Below are 22,525 nucleotides of genomic sequence, written 5' to 3'. Positions count from 1 at the left end.
TTAATTCCAATCCGCCCCGTCCGACTGCGCGTCGATCAGGTCCGATTGCAGATCGTCCGCCACGGATTGAATATCTTCGGGCGTGATCTGGATCAGCACGTAACCTTCTTCTTCCCGCATCTTCTCGGCCGCTTCCTTGAAGTAGCGCGGGCTGCCGGGAGAAGCTTCGTCGTCGTAGACCAGCAGCATCCCGCCCGTCTTGCGCAGCAGCAGCGCGTCCCGCGCTTTGAACTGCCACGGCCCGCTGTACGGTTCTTTACTGACCAATCCGTAATAATCGACCTGCTTGAGCAGGTTCTGCCAATATTCTTTCTTCTCGTCGCTCCACTTCTCGTCCATTCCGGCGAACGCCGCGAGGATCGACAGCTTAAGCTGCGGATACTCCGCCTTCAGTTCGATTACGGCTTCGCATGCCCACAGATCCACGCCGTATTGGCCCGGCGTGATGACCCATTCCAGCCCTTCCTCGATCAGCGGAATCAACCGGCGCTTGATCGCTTCGCGGATAAACGGAATGCCCGGATGCTTCTGATTGAAGATGCCGAGTTCGTTCGCGCGGTAGCCGGTGACCAGCATATTTTTCACAACCTTGCAGCCTCCCCGATCCTTTTCTTCCAGTGTACCATATGCCGAAGGCAGGTTCCCGATACGGGCCGCCGTTCGATCGTCAGCCGCCGGAACTCGACGCCGAACGCTGACGTTTGCGGATCGCGTTGACGCCCATCACGACGGCGACCAGCTCGTAATCGTCCAGCCGCGACGTATTGCGCAGCCGATAAGCGCCGCTCAGCATCCAGCTCGACGTCCGTTCGAAACTCGCGACTTCCGCCCGGTCCTGCGTGATGCTGTAAGATTTGGAGAAGTTGGGGGATTCGATATCGTACACGCCCCGATCGCCCGCGTCGTACTCGAACTTTTTGGTAAACAGCGTAAAGCGGGGGCAGAGTTCTCCGACCTGCCGTCCGCTCGCGTCGAAGATCTGCCAGCGGCGCATCATCAAGCGGAATTTGCCGGTGTACAGCAGTTCGCCCGAATTCGCATAGATATCGACGGCCGAACCGAAAGCGCTGCGCAAATCCAACATGCCGGCCGGATCGCCCGCCGCGTTCAGAATATCCGTTCTCCCCATATTAAAAAAGTTATCCGTTACGTACAGTTCCATCGTTATCCGCTCCTTGTGAAGTCTTGGGTAAAAGCCTCGGCTTCAAACTTATAAACGCCGCGTTCGCCCGCTTCGTACCGAGTAACTTATGCGAAAATAGGCCTTCCTCCCGTTCTCCTTCTGCGGGTAGTCCGATACGCTCCCTCTTTTTTACCCGTCCGCCGCCCGAATATCGCGTTCGTAAGGCCAAGGAAGGGTTTATGCGCCAAGGGGTTTAGGCAAGCAAGCAGTCGGGGTAATGGGAGCTACCGACCTTACATAATCCGTCAACTTCTTCTCTGATCGCGGTCGGCATCTTATATTTCGAGAGGATGGATAATGATCATGAAGAAAAAAATCACGGCGTTGGCCGTTGCGACCGCTCTGACTTTGACGGCTTCGGCCGGCGTATATGCGGGAGCCAATCTCAAAGAAATCCGCGCGACGCTCAATTCCGGTCTGAGCCTCGTGGTCAACGGCAAAACCTACACGCCGAAAGACGCCAACGGCAAAACGCTCGCGCCGATCACGTACAACGGCACGACCTACCTGCCGGTTCGTTCGATCGGCGAAGCGCTGAACACGTCGGTCAACTACGATGCCAAGAACAGCCGGGTCGTGATCGGCGGCTCCGCTTCTTCCGGCACTACGGGCGGCACGCCGTCGGGTTCGGCCTCGACCAAACGCCCGAGCAACCTGCCTTCGGATTTCCCGCTGCCTTCGGACGCGAAACTGTTCGACGTGATCGAAGGGTCCAACAACAACAAGCCGGCCGTCACGTTCAGTTATCTGACGAAGCAGAACCTCGAGACCCTCGGCAATCAATACAAGCAGTATTTCGCGCAAAAAGGCGCCACGTCCAAAGTCGAAGACGTCGACGCTTCCGGATTTTCGATTATCGACTCGGGTAGCGCGTTCTCCGTCACGATCACGACTTCCGCGGGAAGCGGCAGCAATCAAGGGTATACGGTCGTGGACGTCATCTGGAGCGGCAAATAAGTCGGAATGTCTTCATCGAAAAAAGCCTCGCGGTCGGCAGATGCTGCCGAAAGCGAGGTTTTTTCGCGTCAAATCAACATGCTTTTCTTGACCGACGCTATCGGCCGGCCAAACTCGCCCGGTCGCGAAAACGTCCCATCAGCACGGTATCGTAGAAGCGACCGTCCGCATGGATACGATCGTTGCGCAGCACGCCCTCGATCTCGAAGCCGTATTTGCGGTACAGCCGGATCGCGGATTCGTTGGTCGCCACGACCGATAATTGGATCTTGGCGATCGTTTCTCCGGCGTCCGCCCATTCCAGAACCGCTCGCAGCAGCGACGAGCCGATGCCGCAGCCCCAATAATCGCGCAGCACGCAGACGCCGAATTCCGCGCGGTGCGCGAACCGTCTGAGCGACCCGGCTTCGCAGCGCGCGTAACCGACAAGCCTGTCGTCCGCTTCCGCCACCAGAAACAACCTTACCGGGCTGCTTCGGTCGGCTTCGATCAGTTCGGCGAAGCCGCGTTCGTCGATCAGCGCTTCTCCGGCTTCCCGGTCCATATGCTCCGTTTCCCCGTCGATCCGCACGCGAAGTTCCGACAGCTCTGCCGCGTCTCGCGCTTCGGCGTAGCGAATGATATACCTTGTTTTTTCGGTTGCCGGTTGTTCGGATCTCATCTGCATTCTCTCCTGTTCGTTTCGGATTTCTAGCGGCGTCCCGTACTCGTTTATCAGCCGCGTTTCGTGCTTCGTGACGTCCCGACATGTTATTCTAAACCCGAGAGCTTAACCGGACAATCGAAAGGAGCTCGAAACAGATGGAACAACCCGCAAAAAAATACCGGATCGGCGTCGAAGTGACGCTCGACGTGATCGGCGGCAAATGGAAAAGCCTGATCCTCTATCATCTCGCGAGCGGCGTCAAACGTTTCAACGAACTCCGGCGCTTGATTCCGAACGTCAGCCATAAAGTTCTGAGCCAACAGCTTCGGGAATTGGAGCGGGACGGACTGGTGCTTCGTCACGATTATCAAGAGGTCCCGCCGAAAGTCGAATACGAATTGAGCGAATACGGCAGCGGCCTGATCGGGGTGCTCGATTTCTTCTGTTACTGGGGCGAAGCGCATTTGGATCGGGTCTACGGAGATCGGCGTCTCGCGCTGGAAGATCCGTTCGAAGACGACGAGCGGCAGCCTTCGTCCTCGAAGTGACTCCTCCACGTCAAATCGAGAAACGCGGCATGACGGCGGCGGTTACCGGAAAGTGCGTACTTAACAGGGCGCTCTGCCCCTTCTACAATGGAGAAGCAGACCCGATAAACGTCGGGCATCTTAATCCAGACGAACTCAAAAGGAGTGTCCTTTATGAAAACGTTGGTAATCGCCGCTCATCCGACGCTCGAAGAATCGCGCGTCAACCGCAGATGGCTGGAAGAGATCCGCAAATATCCCGAACAGATCACGGTCAGCTCGCTGTACGAAAAGTATCCGGACGGCGTGATCGACGTAGCGGCCGAACAGGCGCTGGTGGAAGCGCATGATCGGATCGTCTGGCAGTTCCCGTTCTACTGGTTCAACTGCCCGCCGATGATGAAACAGTGGTTGGATGAAGTGCTGCTGCAAGGCTGGGCTTACGGGCCGGGCACCGACGTGTTCCACGGCAAATCGATCGGCGTCGCCGTCACGGCGGGCGTACGGGAAGAAGATTACGCGCCCGGCCGGGAATTCCGTTACGAGATCGGGACGCTGCTGCGGCCGTTCGAATTGACGGCCGAATATGTCGGCGCTCCTTACGAAGAACCCTTCGTGCAGTACGGCATCAATTCGCGCACGAGCGACGAAGAGATCGAAGCCAGCGCGAAGCGATATGCCGAGCATCTGCTGAATGCGAAACCGTTCGAGCCGTTAAGCCATGCCGGAGCGCTTCAAGAACGAGCTTAAGGATCGAGCGGCTCCGCTCGCGGACGTCAACCGTCAACCGTCAACCGTCAACCGCCGGAATTTTCGCGATTCTCTTGAACAAACGAAAGCCCGCCGACGGAACTCGAAGTCCGTCGGCGGGCTGCGTGTCGTAACCGAATAAGCGGTTTACTGCACTTTGACCTTCACGGTCTGCGTCGTCACCGGCTTGCCCTGCCTGTCGTAAGCCGACACTTCGATCGCGATCGTTCTGCCTTTGTAAGGGGCGAAATCGATCTGCGCGCTCCACGGCGCCGTCGTCGCGGTCGCGACGGCTTTGCCGCCGATCCGATACACCACTTTGCCGAGCGTCGGCGACCATGTTTTGACGTAGCCCGAGACTTTGAGTTTTCGAGCCGGCACCGACCCGGCGATCGGCGCGTACGACAGCGAAGTGCCGCTTCCGACGTCGGTCAGATAATAAGGATTCAGGATCGCTTTCTGATAAGCCGCCAGCATCTTCGCGTTGTTCGACAGTCCGTAATATTTGACCCGGTCGGTCGTGCCCTGCGCGTCGACGTCGAACCAGAAGATCGCTTTGACTTTCGGATATTTCATGGGCAACGTCGCGTATAACACCTGCGTCTGATAGACGGACCAATCGGTGACGTCGCGCATCTTCTCCGGATACATATACGATACCGCGCCTTCGGCGATCATGATCGGCTTGCGGTCGGCGTACAGATCGTAGATCGTGTCCAGCTTCGCGATATGGCTGCTGCGGTCCATGCCCTGCTTGAGCGGATCGGCGGACGGGTTGTAGATCGAATACAGGCTGGCTCCGACCCAATCGACGTATTTGTCGCCCGGATAATAGTCCTGAATATTGTCGATCGGCTCCGCGCCGGGCGCCCAGACCATCGCGACGTTGTCGGGCGCTTCCTTGTGGAACACGTTCGCGACCAGACGAAACTTCTCGATATACGTCTGCGGCGTGCTTTTCCACGGGGTCCAATTGCCGTTCATCTCGTTGGCGAAACGCAGGAAGATCGGAACGCCCGACGCGGCCGCGTCTTTGGCAAGCTGATGCAGATAAGCGTTGTCCTGCACTTCGCTCATCCCCCGCAGCGGCTGAACGCCCAATTCCAGCGCCGTCCCGTTCGCTTTCGCTTTGTCGATATGCGATTGTACGGCGGACAGCTTCATGCCGTACGTGAAATAAATCAGATAACCGGCGTGTTTGCGTCCGGTCATCTTCGGATATTCGTCCGTATAGAATTTGCCGCCCGCGCCTTGATGCACCTTCGCGTCCTGCTCCGCGTACGCGCCGAGCAGAATGCCGTTCGCGGGTTCCAGCGGCGCGAGATCGCGGCTGCGGTTGCCGAGCGCGGCGGCCGACAGTCCCGTCTCGTAATACAGCTCGACGGTGCTGCGCAGCGCGTCCGCTTTGCGTTTGACCGCGATGCTGTCTTGGGTCAGACGGACTTTGGCGTAATACGCCGATTCCAGATCCCAACTGGACACGGCTTTGTCGTACTGGTTCAGTTTGACATAGGCTTCGCCGGCTTTGCGGTACATGCGGCCCGCGTTGCCGTAGTCGGCGCTCGCCGCCATCGTGCGGCCCGCCTGTTCGTATTTGGCGATGGCCTGCGCATATTTGCCCTGCGCGTCGAGCCGCATCGCTTCGTTGTAGACATTCCATACGCTTGCGGCAGACGCCGTCGGCGGCGTCGCCGCGGTTCCGGCCAACAGCACGGCGGCCAGCAGCGCCGTGCTTAGCTTGAGAAGTCCCTTTCGCATTCTGTTCAACCCCGTCACATCCCCTTTTCTCTCTTGCCTGCTTGCAGGCTATCTTTCTTTATATCGGCAAAAAGACCCTTTTCATGAACGAAAAGAGTCTTTCCTCATATTCCCGATTACAACTTGAACCGTCCGACCAAGCGTTCCAATTCGTCCGCCATTTCGGATAAAGAAAAGGCGCCTTCGGACATTTTTTGCATCGCGACCGCCTGCTGTTTGGATACCGCCGATACGCTCCGGATTTCTTCGGCCGTCCGTTCGGTCTGCGAGCCGCTCTCCATGATCGCCGAAGCGACCATCTCCACGACCTGAACCATCTCGCCGGACGCTTGGACCGCCTGTTCGCTCTGATGGCCGACCCGGCCCACCGTCTCGCGAATCCGTCCGAACAGCTCGCCCGTCGCCCGAATCGCTTCGCTTCCCGCCGAGACCTGCGCCGTTGCTTCTTCGATGACCCGGCTCAGACGACCCGCGTCTTCCTGCACCAGATCGATCATGCCGATGATCTGGGCGGCCGAAGCGGAAGATTGCTCGGCCAGCTTGCCGACTTCGCTGGCGACGACGGCAAAGCCTTTGCCGTGCTCGCCGGCCCGCGCGGCTTCGATCGAAGCGTTAAGCGCCAGCAGATTTGTCTGCTTGGCGATGTTGGTAATCAACTGCACGATGCCGCCGATCTCGATCGAACGCTGATTCAACGCTTCGACGGCCTTCGTCATCTCCGTCATGCCTTCGTTCGTCGATTCCATCTGGAATACCGCTTGGCCGACGACTTCGACGCCCTGCTCCGAATGGGCGCTGGCGCTCTCCGCCGCTTCCGAAGTCTCTCCGACCCGGTCCCGGATCACGACGATCTTGTCCAGCATCCGCTGCATCAAGTCTCCGCCGGAACGCGAACTGATCAGTTGGGCTTCGATCGAATCGTTCATGCCCCGCATCGTGGACACGGTATGTTCGGCTCCGCTCGCGCTTTCCTGCGCCACCGACTTGAACTCGTCGGCGGAAGCGGCCAGCGTTCCCGACGTTCGGCCCACTTCGAGCAGAATATCGCGCTGATTATGCCCCATCCGCTCCAGCGACGAAGCGAGACGTCCCAATTCGCCTTTGAGCCCGGTTTGCAGCGTTTGAAGGTCTTCGAATTCGTTCAGGTCGCCTTCCGCCATGCGATCGACATGCTTGGTCAACGCGGCCAGAGGGCGGGTGATGCTGCGCGAGATGAGAAGGCTCAATCCGGCGGCCAACAGCACGGCGACGGCCAGAGCGGCGATCGACACCGTCAAGATCATTCCGGTCGCGTCGCGTTGATCCTGCGCGGAAGCGTTCATCGTCGCGATCTTCTGATCGATGGTCGCTCCCAGCGCTTCGGTCATCTTGGACACCAACTCCTGCGTCTGCTGCTGCATTTTCGTCGCTTCGTCGTCGCGATTGGCTTCCGACAGCGTCAGGATTTGCTGAACGGCTTGCTCGTAGCCCGCCGAAGCTTCTTTGAACTGCGCGGCTCCTTCTTTTTCTTCTTCGGAAGTCAAAGAAGCGGCATATTTTTCGATCGTGTCGTTCATCTCGTTCATGGCTTGTTCGATCTCTGTCCGGCTCCCGCTCATCTGCGAGTCGTCCGTTTCCAAGATGCTGCGCATCGTTAACTGGTCGATCGTTTTCAAGCGGTCGTTGATCTTCTCCAACATGACGACGTTCGGAATATGAAGGTCTTTCAATTCGTCCGATCGGTTTTTCAATGTCGACGTTCCCAGATTGGTAAACGTGTTCAAAACGATAATCAATCCGATAATCAGGCCAAATCCGCCAAACAACTTCTGTCTGATCGTAAGCTTCAACTTGTTGCCTCTCCTCTGCTGTGCGGATAAATTTTTTTCAAGCCCGGTTGCTCTCCATCCTATTTCGGCAGGTTGTTTGCTTTTGATAAGGATTACTTTTCTTTTCGGCAAAAAAAGGCCGCTCGGCTTACGCCGAACGGCCTGCGATCTATCCGGATACCCGGCTTTAGAAGGCCGGATACGTGTCCGTGTATTCTTCTTCCAAGAATTTCTTCACTTCCGGACCGCGCATGCGCTCCGCCAACTTCTGAATGGCCGGGTCGTTCTTGTTGTCTTCGCGGGCCATCAGCGTAATCGCGAACGCCTGCATGTCTTTCTCGACGATCAGCGCGTCTTTCTTGGCCGACAAGCCGAGCGGCTTGGCATAAGCCGGATACATCGTCACCATGTCGACGTCGTCCATCATGCGGTTGAGCGTCAGCAGATCGACTTCTTTGAATTGCAGGTTCTTCGGATTGGACGTGATGTCTTGAATGGTCGCTTTGATGCCGACGCCGTCTTTGAGCTTAATCAGGTTATTCTGTTCGAGCAGCAGCAGCGAGTGCGCGATGTTCGGCGGGTCGTTCGGAATCGCGACCGATGCGCCGTCCGGCAGTTCGTCGATCGATTTGTATTTCTTCGAGTATCCCGCGTACATCGCGTTGTAGACCGGCTGTACCGGCACGATATGCGCGCCTTTGGCTTCGTTGTAAGCCTCGGCGTAAGGCACGTGCTGGAAGAAGTTCGCGTCGACTTCCTTATTCGCCAGCGCGTCGTTCGGTTGGATGTTGTCCGACATCTCGACGATCTCGAGATTGATGCCGTCTTCGACGAGCAGCGGCTTCACGAGCAGCAGGATCGCGTCCATCGGCGCCGGCAGCGAAGCGACTTTCAGCGTGGTCAATTCTTTGCTTTCCGTGCTTTCGGTCGCCGCGGCGTCCGTCTTGGTCTTGTCGGACGTCTTGTCCGAAGATGTCGTAGCCGCTTGGCCGCAGCCTGCCAGAACCAAGAACAGCGCGGTCAGAATAAGGATCAGAGACTTTTTCATAATGAATGTCGTACCCCCGTTAAATGATGAATTGGTCTTGCGCGTAACATTACCTCTTGTCGATCTTGCGCGAGATGTAGCTGCCGGCCACCTGAACGATCTGGACAAGCAGCACCATCAAGACGATCATGCAGATGGTCACGTCCATCTCGAAACGCTGATAACCGTACCGGATCGCGAAATCGCCGACGCCTCCGCCGCCCACGATGCCGACGACCGTGGAATACGAGATGAAGCTGACGATCGACGTGGTCAGTCCCAGCACCAAGCCGGAGCGCGCTTCCACGTAAAGAAACTTCCATACGATCTCGAGGCGCGACGCGCCCATCGAGCGTGCCGCTTCGATCACGCCGCGCGGCACTTCGAGCAGCGCTTGTTCGACGAGGCGGGAATATCCCGCGATCGCCACCACCGCCAGCGGTACGGTAGCCGCCGTCGTGCCGATCGTCGTGCCCACGATCGCCCGCGTCAGCGGGAACATGAACACGACGAGCAGCAGAAACGGAAACGAACGGATCACGTTGACCAGCGTATTAAGCAGCGCCGACGCCGTACGGTTCTCCAGCATCCCGCCGGGGCGCGTCGCATAGATGAGCGTCCCTAGCGGAATGCCCAGAATTGCGGCCGCAAGTGTCGACATGCCGACCATGTAGAAAGTCTGGCCGATCGCTTCCCAGATCTGCTGCTGATACTGCGTCCAGATCTCCGTCAGACGTTCGTAGCTCATGACGTCTCTCCTTTCCCTGCCGCGCCGAGAATCTGTTCGCGGTAAGACAGTCGAGAACGGACGTTTTCTTCCGCGCGTTTCGGCAGGTCGAAGGTATCGACCACCGCGCCCGTCTCCATGACGGACACGCGCGTGCAGATCTGCCGGACGACTTCCATCTCGTGAGTCACGATGACGATCGTGACGCCCAGCGTCCGGTTGACGTGCAGCAGGACGTTAAGCAGGTCTTCCGTCGTCTGCGGATCGAGCGCCGAGGTCGGTTCGTCGCAGAGCAGCAGCTTCGGCCGGCTGGCAAGCGCCCTCGCGATGCCGACCCGCTGTTTCTGGCCGCCGCTGAGCTGCGCCGGATACTGGTTCGCTTTCTCTTCCAGCCCGACGAACTTCAGCACTTCGGCGATTCGCGATTCGCGTTCGCGCTTGGGCGTTCGCGCCAGTTCCAACGCCGCGGCTACGTTGCCTCGAACCGTACGGTTATGAACCAGATTGAACTGCTGGAAGATCATCCCGATCGACCGCCGCGTCTCGCGCAGCTCGCGTTCCCCGACAGCGGCAAGATCCCGTCCTTCGAACAGCACCTTGCCCGTATCCGGCCGCTCCAACAAGTTCATCAATCTCAGCAGCGTCGATTTGCCCGCGCCGCTGGTGCCGATGATTCCGTGAATCCCGCCCGTCTCGATCTCCATGCTGACGGGAAGAACAGCCTGAAACGTCTGGCCCTGCGCCGTGTACGTCTTGCTGACTTCTTGCAGGGATAGAATGGCCGCCCCCTCCTTGTATCACTATTTTTTTGTTCTGTTACATTCTTTAATCCACTAAATTATAAGGTAATCTATGCGCTGTGTCACTATTTCTTCACATTATTTTAATATTATTTTTACAATCGCCGCAGTCATGGGCATGCTTGTTTGCACAATGAAAAACCTGCCGGGTTTTAGAAACGTTTCGTTTCTCTGGGCAGAGCCGCATACAGCAGCAGCCCCGATACGAAACCGTACAGCAGATGGACAGCCAACCACCAAGTCCAAGCCGGCAGGCTATCGATCGGCGGCGTGCCTCCCGCAGACAGCAGCGTCGTCGGATAGAGCAGCGCGCCGATCAACAGACCGACGACCGCGGTGATCGCTGCCGCGTTGCTCGCGGAGAGCCGCCGCCGCTTCGCGATGCGCCGCCCGATCAATCCCAAGAGCGCGCACAGCACGGCCGAGATCAACAAGTGGATGACGAACTCCGCCGTTTCGGTCAGCCGGAACCGACCGAGCAGCGGCACATAGTCGGCATTAAGCAGCAGCCGGTAAACCCGATGCCCGCTCATCGCCTGAATCATTTTCAGCACCAGTCCCAGCATCGTGCCCGTGATCAGGCCGATCCCCGTATAAGCGGCCAGTTCCCGGAACGATATCCGCTTCTTGTCGGCCGCATTCGGCGCCCCGTCTGTTTGCATGCTTTTGCTTTCCATCGCTTTTCCTCCTTAGCGGTCCGCTTCCTGTTCCTTTATACCCGCTGCGCTTGCTTTCCACTCGATTTCGGCTTACGTCGGAAGCGAAGGCGCACAAAGAAAGACCGCCATCTCGCGATAGCGGTCTTCCGTACGACTTTCTATAAACCTAAATACTCGACGATTCCGGCCGCGATCGCTTGGGCGACGCGGTCCTGCCATGCCGGATCGGTCAGCTTCTCGACGTCGCCTCCGGCATAAAGGAAGCCCGTCTCCACCAGCGCCGTCGGCAGGTTCGATTCGCGATCGACATGCAGGTTCTGATATTTCGCCCGGCGGTCCGGCAGGCCGGTCGCTTCGATCAGATGCTTATGGATCGTCTCCGCCAGCTTCTTGCTCTCCGGCTTCGTATAGAGCGTCTCCGTCCCGCTCGTCGGCTTCGAACCGACCGGCATGCTGTTCGCATGGATCGACACCATGATATCGGCGTTCAGGTTCTCCGCGATATCCACGCGTCCTTGCAGCGAGACGTCCGTATCGTCGCTGCGCGTCATCACGACGTCCAGACCGTCGACCTGCTTGAGCAGCGCTTCGACTTTGAGCGCCATATCGAGATTGACGTTCTTCTCCATCAGCGTCGGGCCGCCTTTGTAGACGGCTCCCGTCGCTTTGCCGCCGTGTCCGGGGTCGATGACGACGATCTTCTTGCCGTCGCTGCCGACGCCCGGCGTCGAAGGCCCGCCCGAACGATTCAGATCGACGAAGATCAGATTCCCTTCGCGGTACATCTCGTAGCTCTTGTTCTTATTCAGATCGATCACGACCCGCGTGCGAAGCTGCGAACCGTCACGAGCGGAAGAATCGTCGTTCAGCGCGAAACGAATCCCCGTCACGTCGGACGATCCGGCGACCGAAATGCTGCCTTGCTGCCCCGCAAGCAGTCCTTGTCCTTCCGCGAACAGCGGTCCGAACGACGTGTTCGGCAGATCGACCACGATCCGGTAAGGCGAATCGTATTTGGCCGCTTTCGGCGTCGCGTCTCCGCTGACCGCGATCATCAGGCGATTCTCGCTGAAGCTGATCTGATCGACCGTCGAAGCCGCCGTCGTGCCCGGCGCCGGGTTCGGCGGCAGATCGCTGTCGTCGTTCGGTCCCGTCTGCGGCCCTTCCAACGGCTGCGTTTGCAGATAGACCGTTTTGGCCGAACCGTCCCATTTCACGGCCAAGCCGAGCTGAGTGCCGACGAAGCGCAGCGGCACGTAAGTCGTATTCGAGCGGGAGAACGGCGCCTGTTCCAAGGTCGTCGATCCTTTTCCCGATACCGCGGACCGGCTGCCCAGCTTCAGCACGACGCCGTCGCTTTCGCCTCCGATCGTGACTTCGCCGCTGCCCGAATTCCATTTGACCGGGTAACCCATTTCTTCCGAAATGACCCGAATCGGAACCATCGTGGTCCCTTTTACCGTCAATACGTCCCTGGCACCGGTCACTTCCCTGTCGTCGAGCACGATCTTCGTGGCCGAAGCCGCCTGCCCCGTCTGTACCGACAAGAAAAACACCGCCGCCAAAGCAAATACCGCCGCGATCAGAACTCTCCCGATCGCCGATCGTCCTATCCGTTCCGTCATGCCTGTTCCACCCCGCAACCGCTCCTTTTTCCGTAAAATGTCGAAAGCGCCGCGAAGACGCCCCGTAGATATAGACGCCGCGCGTTCCGGTTAAGTTCCACGACCGCCGTACTTTTTCGAGAAAAAGACAAAGACGGCCCCGTTCCCGCGACCGGGAACGAAACCGTCCGGATTCTTATCAAGTTAAGAAGAAGCGCCGATCATCGGCCGCCTTGCTCCTGTTTCTCCAACTCTTCGCTCATGCGTTCCAGATAAGCCGGAGCGTCCATTCCGTCCGCGGCGATCATCTCGATCAAACACAATTTGTCCGAACGCTGCAGCTCCGCGTCGCGGAATGCCCGCGCCAGTTCCCCGATCGTCCGTACCCGCTCCGCGCGCGCGTCGCCGCCGAACGCTTCCAGCAGCTTGACGTAGTTCCAACCCGGAATCTCGTTATACGGCTGATCCGAGACCGGCACGCGGAAATTGAGATGTTTCTCGATCGTATATCCGCCGTTGTTGAGCACGAATACGATCGGCTTGCAGCCGTATTCCGTCATCGAACTGAGTTCCTGGGCGGTGAGCTGGAGCGAACCGTCGCCGGTGAACAGCAGCACCCGCCGTTTCGGCGCGGCCATGCAGGCTCCGAGCGCCGCCGGCGTCGCGTAACCGATGCTCTGCCAACCGCCCTGCGCGATATACGTCGCGCCTTGCGGAAGCTGAAGCTGCGACAATCCGTAAGCGAACGTTCCCGTCTCCGCGATCACGATATCGCCCGGCTGAAGCAGCCGCTGGATCAGCGGATAATATTCGGCCGCTTCGAGCGCATGGCTGCCGTCGAGCTGCGTGCCGCTGTTGTAAGGACGGTCCGCGCCCGGAATCGGCTGCTCGGCCGTCAAGCCCAATCCCGCCAGTTCGCGCAGCATGTCTTCCCCGAGGATATTCGCGTATTCCTGACCGCCGATCGTGACCGATTCCGGCTGCACGACGATCATTTTTTTGGGATTCAGACGTGCCGTTTCGTTCGCCGTATTGGTATCGGACTCCACGAATCCGGCTACGATCAGACAATCCGCGCTTTCTACGGCTTCGCGCACTTTCTCGCTGCCGAGTTTGCCTCCGTACATCCCGATATGATTCGGATGGCTTTCGTCGAACCCGCCTTTGCCCATCATCATCGAAGCGGCCGGAATCTGAAGTTTCTCGGCGATCTCGCGCACGAGCGGCTCCCATTTCCAGCTCTTGACCTTCGCGTCGCTGAGCAAAACGACCCGCTTCGCGGATTTGAGCATCTTGCGCGCATGCTTCGAAGCCGATTTGAGCGACGATTCGTTCGTTTTCGGCTGTTCGATCTTCGGCGCTTTCAAAGCGAGCGGCTGCTGCACCAGATCGATCGCGACCGACAGGTAGACCGGCTTTTTGAAGCGTTTCGCGATCGCGATCGCTTTCGGAATCTCGGCCATCGCGTTGTCCGGCGTCAGTACGGCCGTGTAAGCGGATATCGGCTCGTAGACCCGGCGGAAAGCGTCGTAATCGCCGTCCATCAGCGTATGATGCATCAGTTTGCCCTGCTTCTGCTTGTCCGATTTCGGCGAGCCGACGATATGGATAATCGGCACGTTCTCGCTGTAAGCGCCCGCGATCGCGTTGACGGCGCTGAGTTCGCCGACGCCGAACGTGGTGATCAGCGCCGCCAATCCTTTGACTCTCGCATATCCGTCCGCCGCATAGCCGCCGTTCAGCTCGTTGCGGGTCGGAACCGCCCGGATTCCCGTACATTCTTCCAACGTATCGAATAACGTAAAGTTATAATCGCCCGGTACGCCGAACACTTCCGTCACGCCTTCTTTTTTCAGACAGTCGAACAGATAGGTTCCCAGCGTAATTCCGCCTTCTCCTTGCGTGTTCGAACGAATTTTTCCCATGATTGTTTTGGCCATGCTGGCACGCTCCTTCCGTGATCGCCCGGCCCCGCGTATCCGATCGGCATCGGCGGCGCAGGCCTACAACTATGATTACCCCGAATTCGGTCGAGCAGTCGGGATGCTTCAAATTGTGCGATTCTCTCTGTCGTCATCATACCAAAATCCGGGCCGGGCTAAAAATTTCGCGCGCAGACAACGATTTTCGTCTACGACCGTGCGTAAAAAAGACCACGTCACCCGCTTGTGTACGGGAAACGAGGTCTTCGGCTAGTACGCTGACCGCTTAAGAGGTTAGGTTTCGCCCTCCGAGATTTCTTACCTAACCCGTGTACGAAGTCTCCGACGAGAAACCCGCTTAAACCGTGCGGGTTTCCGAAGGACTCAAACCTTAGATTCTATGCGGTCAACTCACTAGTTCCGAATCTGTTCCAAGATCTGCGGATCTTTGATCTTCGTATCTTCGGACAGCAGCACGATCTTCGACAAAATCTCGGCGGTGCGCGGGTCTTCGTCGAGGAACGGCAGGAAGAGGCGGCCGCGCTGCCCGGCATGGACCGGAATGATGTTCAGCGCGCCGGACGCCTGCTTGTACGCGACGCCGCTGCCCAGATGCACGGCGTATTCGCCGAGCGAACCTTCGACTCGGGCGAAATTGCCGTCCAGACGGACGTTCGTTTTGCCGAGCAGGATCAGCGCTTCGCGCACGATCGCGGTCCGCAGCTCGATCGTCGTCAAGCTGGCTTCCGGATCGACGCCGCCGACATGGGCCACGCTGACGACCAGATCGACGTCGCGCATGATCTCGGAGAACAGGACGGGCGGCACGTCTTCGAGTTTCAGCGGCTTATGCGTCCGGCGGTCCGAGAACTCGATCGTTTCGAGCGTCGGGGCTTCGGTATCGGCCGGCGAGAACCAATCCGCCATCGCGTACAAGGTCGCGATCACGTTATGTTCGTAATCGACTTTCTGCAGGCCTTCCTCGTAACTCACCGTCCAGCCGCGTCCGCGCAGCAGCGCGACCGTCTTGCTCGGCTGCACCTGATGCCCCGCATAGCGGGACGACGACGTGCCCGCCGCTTTCTCGTCCGCGTTAGGCACATACAGCTCGCGGAAGATCTGCTTGAACGGCTGCTTCGGCGCTTCGAAGCGGCCGGTCGACTCGGCATGCAGGCTGCGGTCGATAAAATCGCGTTGATACAGCGCCCACTGACCGCTGCCGTGCAGATCGACCGGATGCGCGATGACCAGTTCGGCGTCTTCCGCCAGCGGCGTACCCTGCCGAGTCTCGATATCCGTCAGCGAACGTTCGTCTTCCCGGAAATAACCGAGTACCGGCGTCTCCGACGTTGCGCCGACGAGCTTGAACACCAGATCATCCAGCAGCGGCGAGACGACCGGATTGCCGTGCAGCTTGAGCAGTTCGGAGACGCGGAACGCGGCCCCGTTCTCCATCGAACGTTCCAGTTCCCGCACGAAGCGGCGGTGCTGGTCGGTCAGCTCGCTTTTGATTTCTTTGAGACGTACGATATGTTCGCTCTTGTTCAGGCGGGAAGGCACGGATTTCAGCTTTTTGCCGCCTTTGGTCACGTCGATGTCCGGCAGTCCCCGGGCGTCGATCGCAAGCTTCACTTCCACGTCTTCGATCTCGAACGGCCGCGTGTAGATGATCAGTTCGTCCATCTTGCCCGCTTCCATGTCCCACTGCATGCGCGTCGCGTCCGCGTAACCCGCGCCGCGCGCCAGATTGCCGAGCGCGATCCGTACCGCCGCGCCTTCGCTGGCCCGGCGCTGCGCGCCGAACTGACGGCTTTCTTGCAGGAACTTCTGAAGGAAATCGTAACGTTCGCGCAGATCCTGTTCGCGTTTCTTGCCGAGCGGGATCAGGCTGTACGCCAGCAGTTGGTCTTTGCCCCGTTTGCTCTCGACCTGTTTGCGCGTGTCTTCGAGCTTGAGCTTGCCGAGCACCGCGTCCGCGAACAGCTGCGAGCGGCGGTGATTGGAACCGCCCGAGATATATTTGGCGCAATCATAGAGCAGCTTGAAGCGCTTCTCGCCGATCGTCCGGTACGATTCTTCGAACCATTGCACGTCGAACGCGCCGTCGTTGAACTCCTGAGGCGTGATCGGCGAATAATGCGCGACGACCGTTTCTTTTTCCGCCGAGAAGCTTTCGTTGATATGCGCGTGGAAATACCAAGCCGTGCTGCGCAGTCCCGGCCAATCCAGATAGTCGGCCATGATGTCGATCCACTGCGGCGCGTACATCGCGGCTTCCAACAAACGCTGCTCCGAGATGCCGGTGCCTTGCAGTTTCTCCGCCAATCGCGCCGCGTTGTCGCCTTCGGCCGGATAGCAGGCCCGCAGCAGACGGCTCAGCGACTCTTTCTTCGTATAGTTGTCGCCGTAACTGTAGATGAAGCCGCGAACGAACGTCTCTCCCCCCAGACTGACCAGAATGCGGACGAACGCGTCGATGCCTTCGATACGCTGAAGCGCGACCGCGAGCGAAGTCGCTTCCGTGCCCAGATCTCCCCGCGCCAGTTCGATCTCGAGCAGACGATTCACGATGCGCGCGAGGATGCCTTGCAGACGCTCGCTCTTCCGGAGCTCTTCCGGCGGATGCGCCGTCAGCGTGCGAAGCAGATAACTGCCTCGTTCGCCCAGAATCGCTTTGTAAATCTCGTTGTCTCCGATCCATCCCAACGTATGCGCTTTGAACAACAGACGGATTTCGATCGAAGAACCCGCGTCTTCTTCCAGCTTCTTTCTCGCTTCGTCGTAACGCGCGTTCAGCGAGAGATAACGGCGCATAGAGGTATCGTCGTAGATCCGTCCGCGCAGGACCGGCAGCCACGTATTCGCGAGGACCAGCCACACCGGACGATCGCTCTCCGAAGCGTCCGCCGGGAATTCGGACAGCAGGCGCTCCATAGCCGAAGCCGCCGCTTCGAATCCGGGCTGCGGATCGCTGTCGGCATAGAACAAGTCGATCAGCGTGCAGACCGTTTCGTCGTACTTGCATTTGTCCAGCACTTTCCAGAGCGGGCGAAGCCGGTCGAGCGGATACAGCTTCGAGATATATTCTTCGCGCCAGCCGTCGAGCAGCCGAATGCGCTCCAGCTGCCGATAATCGTAATGATTCGAGAATTCATGGTAATGATCGTCCAGCGTGCCCGCGAGATCCTGCGTCTGCACGATCAGATGCAGTTGGAGCAGTTCTTCGGCGCTGAAGCCGCTGCTTTGCACGTATTCCCGCCATGTCTCGGCCAGCGGATACCGATCCAATTCGGATTCGCGGCGATAACCGTTGTCGAGAACGGTATCCAGCCAACCTGTCGGCCGGTAAGACGTCTGCCGGAAATCGGTCCCGACCAACGCCTGCTGCTTGGCGCCGGCGTAATACGAATATTCGTATTCGTAATCGCGGAACTTATGCACCAGCTTGTCCAACCCGCGGATAAAGTCTTCCGCTTTCTTCGGATCGAGCGAGAAGAAACGATCGAAATCGAGCGGCTCCGCGACCGGTTCCAGCAGCCAAGGCTCCACGGCGTTCAAGTCGCACAGCCCGAAGCCTTTGGCTGCCGAGTATTCGCTGCGCTGCTCCGGCGCTTCGAGCTTCTTGAGCAGCTGCTCTTCTTTGGGCGTAGGCTTCGCCACTTTGTCCGCCAGCGGACGCAGCGCTTCGTAATCCGCCGAACGTTCTTCGCTTGCGGACAGCTCCGTCAGCAGCTCCAGCCCGGCCAGACGCTGAAGTTCGGCTTTCGCGCCGAGCAGGCGATCCAGCGCGCCGTTCAACGCTTCGCGCGGCTGTTCGAGCAGCAGGGCGATCGCGCTCTGGCGCAGCGTGCCCGTTTTAAGTTTCAGCAGTCCTTCGACCCGCTGCATCTCTTCTTCCGAGAGCGTCATGCCTTTGGCGCGCTTGAGCGCCGTCTCGCGGTTGCGGATGTTCTTGTCGGACAGCTCGTCGAAGACGAAGTCCCGCTGCTCCCGCGAATCCAGATGCTTCAGGAAAAATTTCAGCAGTTCGTACCGGCCTTCGGCATTCATCGAACCGGCCGACCCGATCAGGCGCGCCGTCCATTCGCGGTCCATGTCGTACGCCGTCAGGTACATCATTTTGCGCAGGACGATTGCCGGATCGTAGCCGTAATTCAAGAAATCGAGCGCTCCGGATTGTCCGTTCACGGCTTTCTGCGGTCCTTCTGTCAGAAGCTCGGCGAACGCTTCGAACTGCCTGCGGCGTTCTTCTTTATCCTCGAGACCCGGCGCGCGCCGAATCGTAAGACGGCGAGGTTCGTCTTTCATCCATGCCGTCTGGTCGTCAAGTTCTTCTTCCATCAACCACTGCACGTCGTAATCGTATGTATAGTTGCTCAGCATCCAGTGCAGCAGCTCGGGATCGCGTTCTTCCGCATAGAGCAGATCGAGCGCCGAGGCGTATTTCAGTTCCGTGTTCTGGCTCATCGACAGCACGTATTGGGCGACCGCTTTGCGGTAATGTTCGCCCGAGCCCATGATGCGCCGCACCTGCTTCGGCAGCTCGTCTTCTTCGATCATGCCTTGAACGAACAAAGCGACGAACACTTCCTGCGCGTTGGACGAATCCAGCCACGAAGCCCGCAGTTCCGGATCGCTTAACGCCGCATGCGTCTTCTCCAGCATCTTCGTCACGACGCGTTCGTCCAGCACGTCAAGCGGCAGTCCCGACCATACGCCGGCCGCGCGCACGATCGAAGCATAACGGACGAATCCGTGATCCAGAACCAGCTTCAACATATACGTAAAAGCTTCCAGCGTGCCGAAATCGACGCTCTCGACGATCGACTGGCGCAGTCCCTCCTGAAGCCGCGCGGCCACGAGCAGATCGCCGACCAACGCATGGATATCCGAACGGCGGCTCATCAGCATGCCCATCAGCATCTCGCGGCTCAAAAGAGCCGTCTGGTTCTCGCCGAGCACGATGTCGCGCAGCGCGGATTCGACCGCTTCGTCGCCGTCGTCCAGACGCAGCGCGATCAGGTCCGGAAGCACCTGGCTCAACCGGTAAAAAGCGCGGGTGCGCCCGTCCGAATAATTCGGCGTCGTCAGATAGCCGTCCAGCGTCGAGCCCGACGCTTCGATCCACACCAGTCCGGCGATCTTGCTCAGCACGCGAATCAGATGCGCGGACGGCGAGGAAGTGCGGAACGGACGGCGCATATAGCCGCTCGCGTACGGATAATCCGAAGTGCGTTCGACGATGCGGCTTACGAAGCTCCCCGCAGGTTCTTGAATCAGAAGTCGCGCGATGTCTTCCAGCGGCGCAAACAGCGTCTCGGGACGTTCTCCCGCCCGGTTTTCGAGCAGCGTACGGATCTTCTGGACCGATTCCACATGCTCGCTCACGTACCCGTTCTCCGCCGTCTCGATCAGCAGTCCGGCCAATTCGGCTTCCGCGCCGCTCAGCGTCCCCGCCCGTTCTTTCAACGTTTCGAAATACTCTTCTTCCCGCTTGATTTGCAGACTTTCTTCTTGCATATTCTTCGCCTCCTTCATGTGATGTGCGGATGCCGCTAAAGCGCTTACCGGTTCCAGAATCCTCCGGCCAACATCGTGAAGCGCATGAACACGACCTCGTCGCCGTCCGCCAACGTCAGCGGGGCATCCAGTTCCGTCGCTTCTTCCTGTCTGAGAAATACCCGATACAGTCCGTCTTCGAAAGCCAGCAATGCCGCTTCCGTCGCCTGCCGTTCGTCCGGAGCTTTCTCGCCGTAAACGGCGCCGAATCCCACCTTGCCGGTGTTCGCGCCTTCCCCGATCTCGCGTTCGGTCAGATACGGCAGCAGGCTCTCGCCCGCGCGCCGCTGTTCGAACTCTCCGACCATCGCCTGCACGGTCTGTTCGATCAGCTCCCGCAGCGTGCGCGGCATGCCGGGCAGATCCAGCTCGCGCGCCGCCACGCCCCTTTTGCGCCCGGGGCTTTTCACTATAGCGTTCAACTTCATTTCGGTTCCCTCCTTCCGGGTCGGCCGAATCGGCCCTTTGCAAGAAAAGCGAATGAGTGTTCCCATCTCTGTCTGACTCTATTTTAACAGAATTCTCGGCATAAAAAAACCCGCCGCGCATAACCTTTCAACTCTTAATCAAAGGGTTACGTTCAACTAAAACACACACGCTTTAGGTGCGTTTTAGTTGAACGTAATCTTACCTTTAACGTTGACAAGGTACGGATACGGACGGGGTTTGGTCATAAATTCGCTTTGAAGCCCTTTTTAACCTTGCAAAAGCCCGGGCTAAAGGCATATTTCTGCATCACTCTTCCAGCGCCGCGCGAGCGAGCATGTGCAGCACCGCGTCTTCCATCGGCGGATTGTGCAGGCCGGCGCGCACGTCGCGGTAATAGCGTTCCAGCGGCACGTTTCGCGACAGGCTGGCGCCGCCGACGATCTTCATCGCTTTGTCCACGGCCTGAGCGGCGAGATGGGTCGCGTTGTATTTGACCCAGCCGAACTCGGGACGCATGGAAGCCCGCTCTTCCGGCAGGCGATCCCAACGGTCCGCGATATCGTACAGCGCCGTGCGCGCAAGCCGCAGTTCGCTGTCGATCTGGCCGATCCATTGACGGATATGCGGCAGCGTCGCGATCGGCTCTTTAAGGCTGTTCGGCGTATAATTTTTGGCGAAATTCAACGCGTAATCTCTCGCCGCCAGCGCGATGCCGAGGTAGCAGGCCGGAATATGCAGCATCCAACCGTCGCCGTCGTCCACGCCGCCTTTGGGTTGTCCGGGCATATAGATGCCCATGACCTGCTCGTCGGGCACGAACGTGTTCTCCAGCACGATATCATGGCTTCCCGTAGCGCGCATGCCGAGCGTATCCCAAGTCTCTTCGAGCGTCACGCCCGCCGCCGCGCGAAGTTCGGCCGCCCCCCGCGCAGACGCTTCGGCGCGCCGCGCGATCTCTTCGGGCGAAGGCAGCGCTCCTCCGTCCGGCGAGAACGGAGACCCTGCTTCCGTCTGCGCTTCCGCTGCGTCGGAACCGCCCAACCGAATAATGAAATCGCCGACTTCCGGCGATCCTTCGATCCCCGCGCTGACGATATAATCCGTAAGCAGCGGAGACAGCGTGCTGTACGTCTTCCGGCCGGTCAGCTTCCAACCGCCTTCGACGCGAACAGCCGTCGTCTGCGGGCGACCGCCGCGCGTCGGACTGCCGGTCGCGCGTTCGCTCGCGAATTTGTTGATCATCGCGCCCGACGCGGCTACGTCCCGGCAGAATGCCGAATAGCTCGGCTCCGGCCAAATATCCGTTTCCCGATAGTGCAGCATCATGCCGCCGTGCCAGCCGGCACTGAGCGCGGTCGAACCGTCGCCTCGCGCGAGACGCTCCTGCACCGAAAGCCATTCGTAGAGCGACAATCCGTCGCCGCCCTGCTCCTCGCTCAGCGTCAGCTTGGCGTAACCCGCCGCTTTCAATTCTTCGAAGTTCTCGAACGGAAACGAACCTTCCCGGTCATGTTTCGCCGCCCGCTCCGCGAAACGTTCCGCCAGCCGATCGGCCCAGACCGCAAGTTTCGCTTCCCGTTCGTTTCGGATAAACGCGTCGATTGCTTTGGCTTTCACTTTTGCTCATCCTTCCTGTTCGTCTTCGGCTTCTTCTATTATAGAGTCTTCGCCATCTTATAATCGGTCACGACATATCCGGCTTTCTCGTATACGTGCAGCGCGGCCGGGTTATGTCCGAACACGTGCAGTCCGATGCTGGACGCTCCCAGAGATCGCGCTGTCTCGTCGAGCGCGTGCATCGCGGCTTGCCCGAGTCCGAGACCTTGAACGTCGTCTTCGATCCGAATCTCGTACAGAAAAGCCCGCTTGCCGGCCGGCGCATCAGGCACGTGCAGCCAGATGCAGCCGACGTTCTGCTGTTTCTTACCCCAATAGATCGTATACAAATAATGTTCCCGCGTCGCCGTTCCGTCCGGCAGATACCGGCTGTACGTGTCTTCGGACAGCTCGCGCGCTTCTTCTTCGGCCCACACCCCGGCTTTGACTTTGTCTTCCGCGTATTCGATCACGGCCCTTGCGCGAAAAATCCGGAATTCTTCTTCGCTCATCGGCACCAACTTCACATGCTCCATCGCCGCGTTCCTCCTCCGTCGATTCGTCTGCCTGCAT

General features: G+C 58.9%; 18 protein-coding genes. 3 read left to right on the top strand and 15 right to left on the bottom strand.

What is annotated here, in order from left to right:
• Both CDO73_RS09710 and CDO73_RS09705 read right to left on the bottom strand, forming a co-directional pair.
• Positions 1-585 carry an SLOG family protein gene (locus CDO73_RS09710; protein WP_088488323.1) on the bottom strand — a complete coding sequence of 195 codons (585 nt, stop codon included), beginning with the start codon at positions 583-585 and terminating at the stop codon, positions 1-3.
• Between the two features lie 82 nt (positions 586-667).
• On the bottom strand, positions 668-1,162 hold the full coding sequence (locus CDO73_RS09705; protein ID WP_088488322.1) for an LURP-one-related family protein: 495 nt from the start codon (positions 1,160-1,162) through the stop codon (positions 668-670).
• A 324-nt stretch (positions 1,163-1,486) separates the two neighbouring features.
• Between CDO73_RS09705 and CDO73_RS09700 the strand changes: the two genes are divergently transcribed.
• Positions 1,487-2,140 (top strand): stalk domain-containing protein, encoded by a 654-nt coding sequence (locus tag CDO73_RS09700; protein ID WP_179218655.1) that lies wholly within the window; start codon positions 1,487-1,489, stop codon positions 2,138-2,140.
• 97 nt (positions 2,141-2,237) lie between these two features.
• On the opposite strand, the gene CDO73_RS09695 is transcribed toward CDO73_RS09700, so the two are convergent.
• Positions 2,238-2,807, bottom strand: a complete 570-nt coding sequence (locus CDO73_RS09695; protein ID WP_088488320.1) for a GNAT family N-acetyltransferase — start codon at positions 2,805-2,807, stop codon at positions 2,238-2,240.
• A gap of 134 nt (positions 2,808-2,941) precedes the next feature.
• On the opposite strand from CDO73_RS09695, the gene CDO73_RS09690 reads away from it, so the two are divergent.
• Positions 2,942-3,334, top strand: a complete 393-nt coding sequence (locus CDO73_RS09690; RefSeq protein WP_088488319.1) for a winged helix-turn-helix transcriptional regulator — start codon at positions 2,942-2,944, stop codon at positions 3,332-3,334.
• Between the two features lie 153 nt (positions 3,335-3,487).
• Complete coding sequence (locus CDO73_RS09685; protein WP_088488318.1) at positions 3,488-4,063, top strand: NAD(P)H-dependent oxidoreductase; 576 nt, start codon at positions 3,488-3,490, stop codon at positions 4,061-4,063.
• A gap of 147 nt (positions 4,064-4,210) precedes the next feature.
• Here CDO73_RS09685 and CDO73_RS09680 read toward each other — a convergent pair whose 3' ends face one another.
• From CDO73_RS09680 to CDO73_RS09625, 12 genes are all read right to left on the bottom strand, one after another.
• Positions 4,211-5,821 carry a glycoside hydrolase family 26 protein gene (locus CDO73_RS09680; protein WP_256972634.1) on the bottom strand — a complete coding sequence of 537 codons (1,611 nt, stop codon included), beginning with the start codon at positions 5,819-5,821 and terminating at the stop codon, positions 4,211-4,213.
• Positions 5,822-5,937: 116 nt separating this feature from the next.
• Positions 5,938-7,650 (bottom strand): methyl-accepting chemotaxis protein, encoded by a 1,713-nt coding sequence (locus CDO73_RS09675; protein WP_143536106.1) that lies wholly within the window; start codon positions 7,648-7,650, stop codon positions 5,938-5,940.
• 166 nt (positions 7,651-7,816) lie between these two features.
• Positions 7,817-8,677: a MetQ/NlpA family ABC transporter substrate-binding protein gene (locus CDO73_RS09670; protein ID WP_088488315.1), complete on the bottom strand. Its 861-nt coding sequence runs from the start codon at positions 8,675-8,677 to the stop codon at positions 7,817-7,819.
• Between the two features lie 49 nt (positions 8,678-8,726).
• Positions 8,727-9,404 (bottom strand): methionine ABC transporter permease, encoded by a 678-nt coding sequence (locus CDO73_RS09665; protein WP_088488314.1) that lies wholly within the window; start codon positions 9,402-9,404, stop codon positions 8,727-8,729.
• Positions 9,401-10,162, bottom strand: a complete 762-nt coding sequence (locus CDO73_RS09660; RefSeq protein ID WP_088488313.1) for a methionine ABC transporter ATP-binding protein — start codon at positions 10,160-10,162, stop codon at positions 9,401-9,403. Before CDO73_RS09660 ends, CDO73_RS09665 begins: the two co-directional genes overlap by 4 nt.
• Positions 10,163-10,335: 173 nt before the next feature.
• On the bottom strand, positions 10,336-10,860 hold the full coding sequence (locus CDO73_RS09655; RefSeq protein WP_088488312.1) for a hypothetical protein: 525 nt from the start codon (positions 10,858-10,860) through the stop codon (positions 10,336-10,338).
• A gap of 140 nt (positions 10,861-11,000) precedes the next feature.
• Positions 11,001-12,467 (bottom strand): N-acetylmuramoyl-L-alanine amidase, encoded by a 1,467-nt coding sequence (locus CDO73_RS09650; protein ID WP_088488311.1) that lies wholly within the window; start codon positions 12,465-12,467, stop codon positions 11,001-11,003.
• Between the two features lie 200 nt (positions 12,468-12,667).
• The gene (locus CDO73_RS09645) at positions 12,668-14,386 is read right to left on the bottom strand and encodes an alpha-keto acid decarboxylase family protein (protein WP_088488310.1); all 1,719 of its coding nucleotides are present in this window, start codon (positions 14,384-14,386) and stop codon (positions 12,668-12,670) included.
• A gap of 396 nt (positions 14,387-14,782) precedes the next feature.
• Positions 14,783-19,888, bottom strand: a complete 5,106-nt coding sequence (locus tag CDO73_RS09640) for a DUF4132 domain-containing protein (protein ID WP_088488309.1) — start codon at positions 19,886-19,888, stop codon at positions 14,783-14,785.
• A gap of 44 nt (positions 19,889-19,932) precedes the next feature.
• Positions 19,933-20,355, bottom strand: a complete 423-nt coding sequence (locus tag CDO73_RS09635; protein WP_088488308.1) for a hypothetical protein — start codon at positions 20,353-20,355, stop codon at positions 19,933-19,935.
• Between the two features lie 307 nt (positions 20,356-20,662).
• On the bottom strand, positions 20,663-21,973 hold the full coding sequence (locus CDO73_RS09630) for an acyl-CoA dehydrogenase family protein (RefSeq protein ID WP_088488307.1): 1,311 nt from the start codon (positions 21,971-21,973) through the stop codon (positions 20,663-20,665).
• A 38-nt stretch (positions 21,974-22,011) separates the two neighbouring features.
• A complete protein-coding gene (locus CDO73_RS09625; protein WP_088488306.1) occupies positions 22,012-22,488 on the bottom strand; it encodes a GNAT family N-acetyltransferase in 477 nt (158 codons plus the stop codon).
• Positions 22,489-22,525: the final 37 nt, after the last annotated feature.

The organism is Saccharibacillus sp. O23 (assembly GCF_002205895.1).
In the GTDB taxonomy this organism is placed as follows: Bacteria; Bacillota; Bacilli; order Paenibacillales; family Paenibacillaceae; genus Saccharibacillus.
The sequence above is the reverse complement of the archived record's forward strand: the minus strand, read 5'-3'. Positions and strand labels throughout refer to the sequence as shown.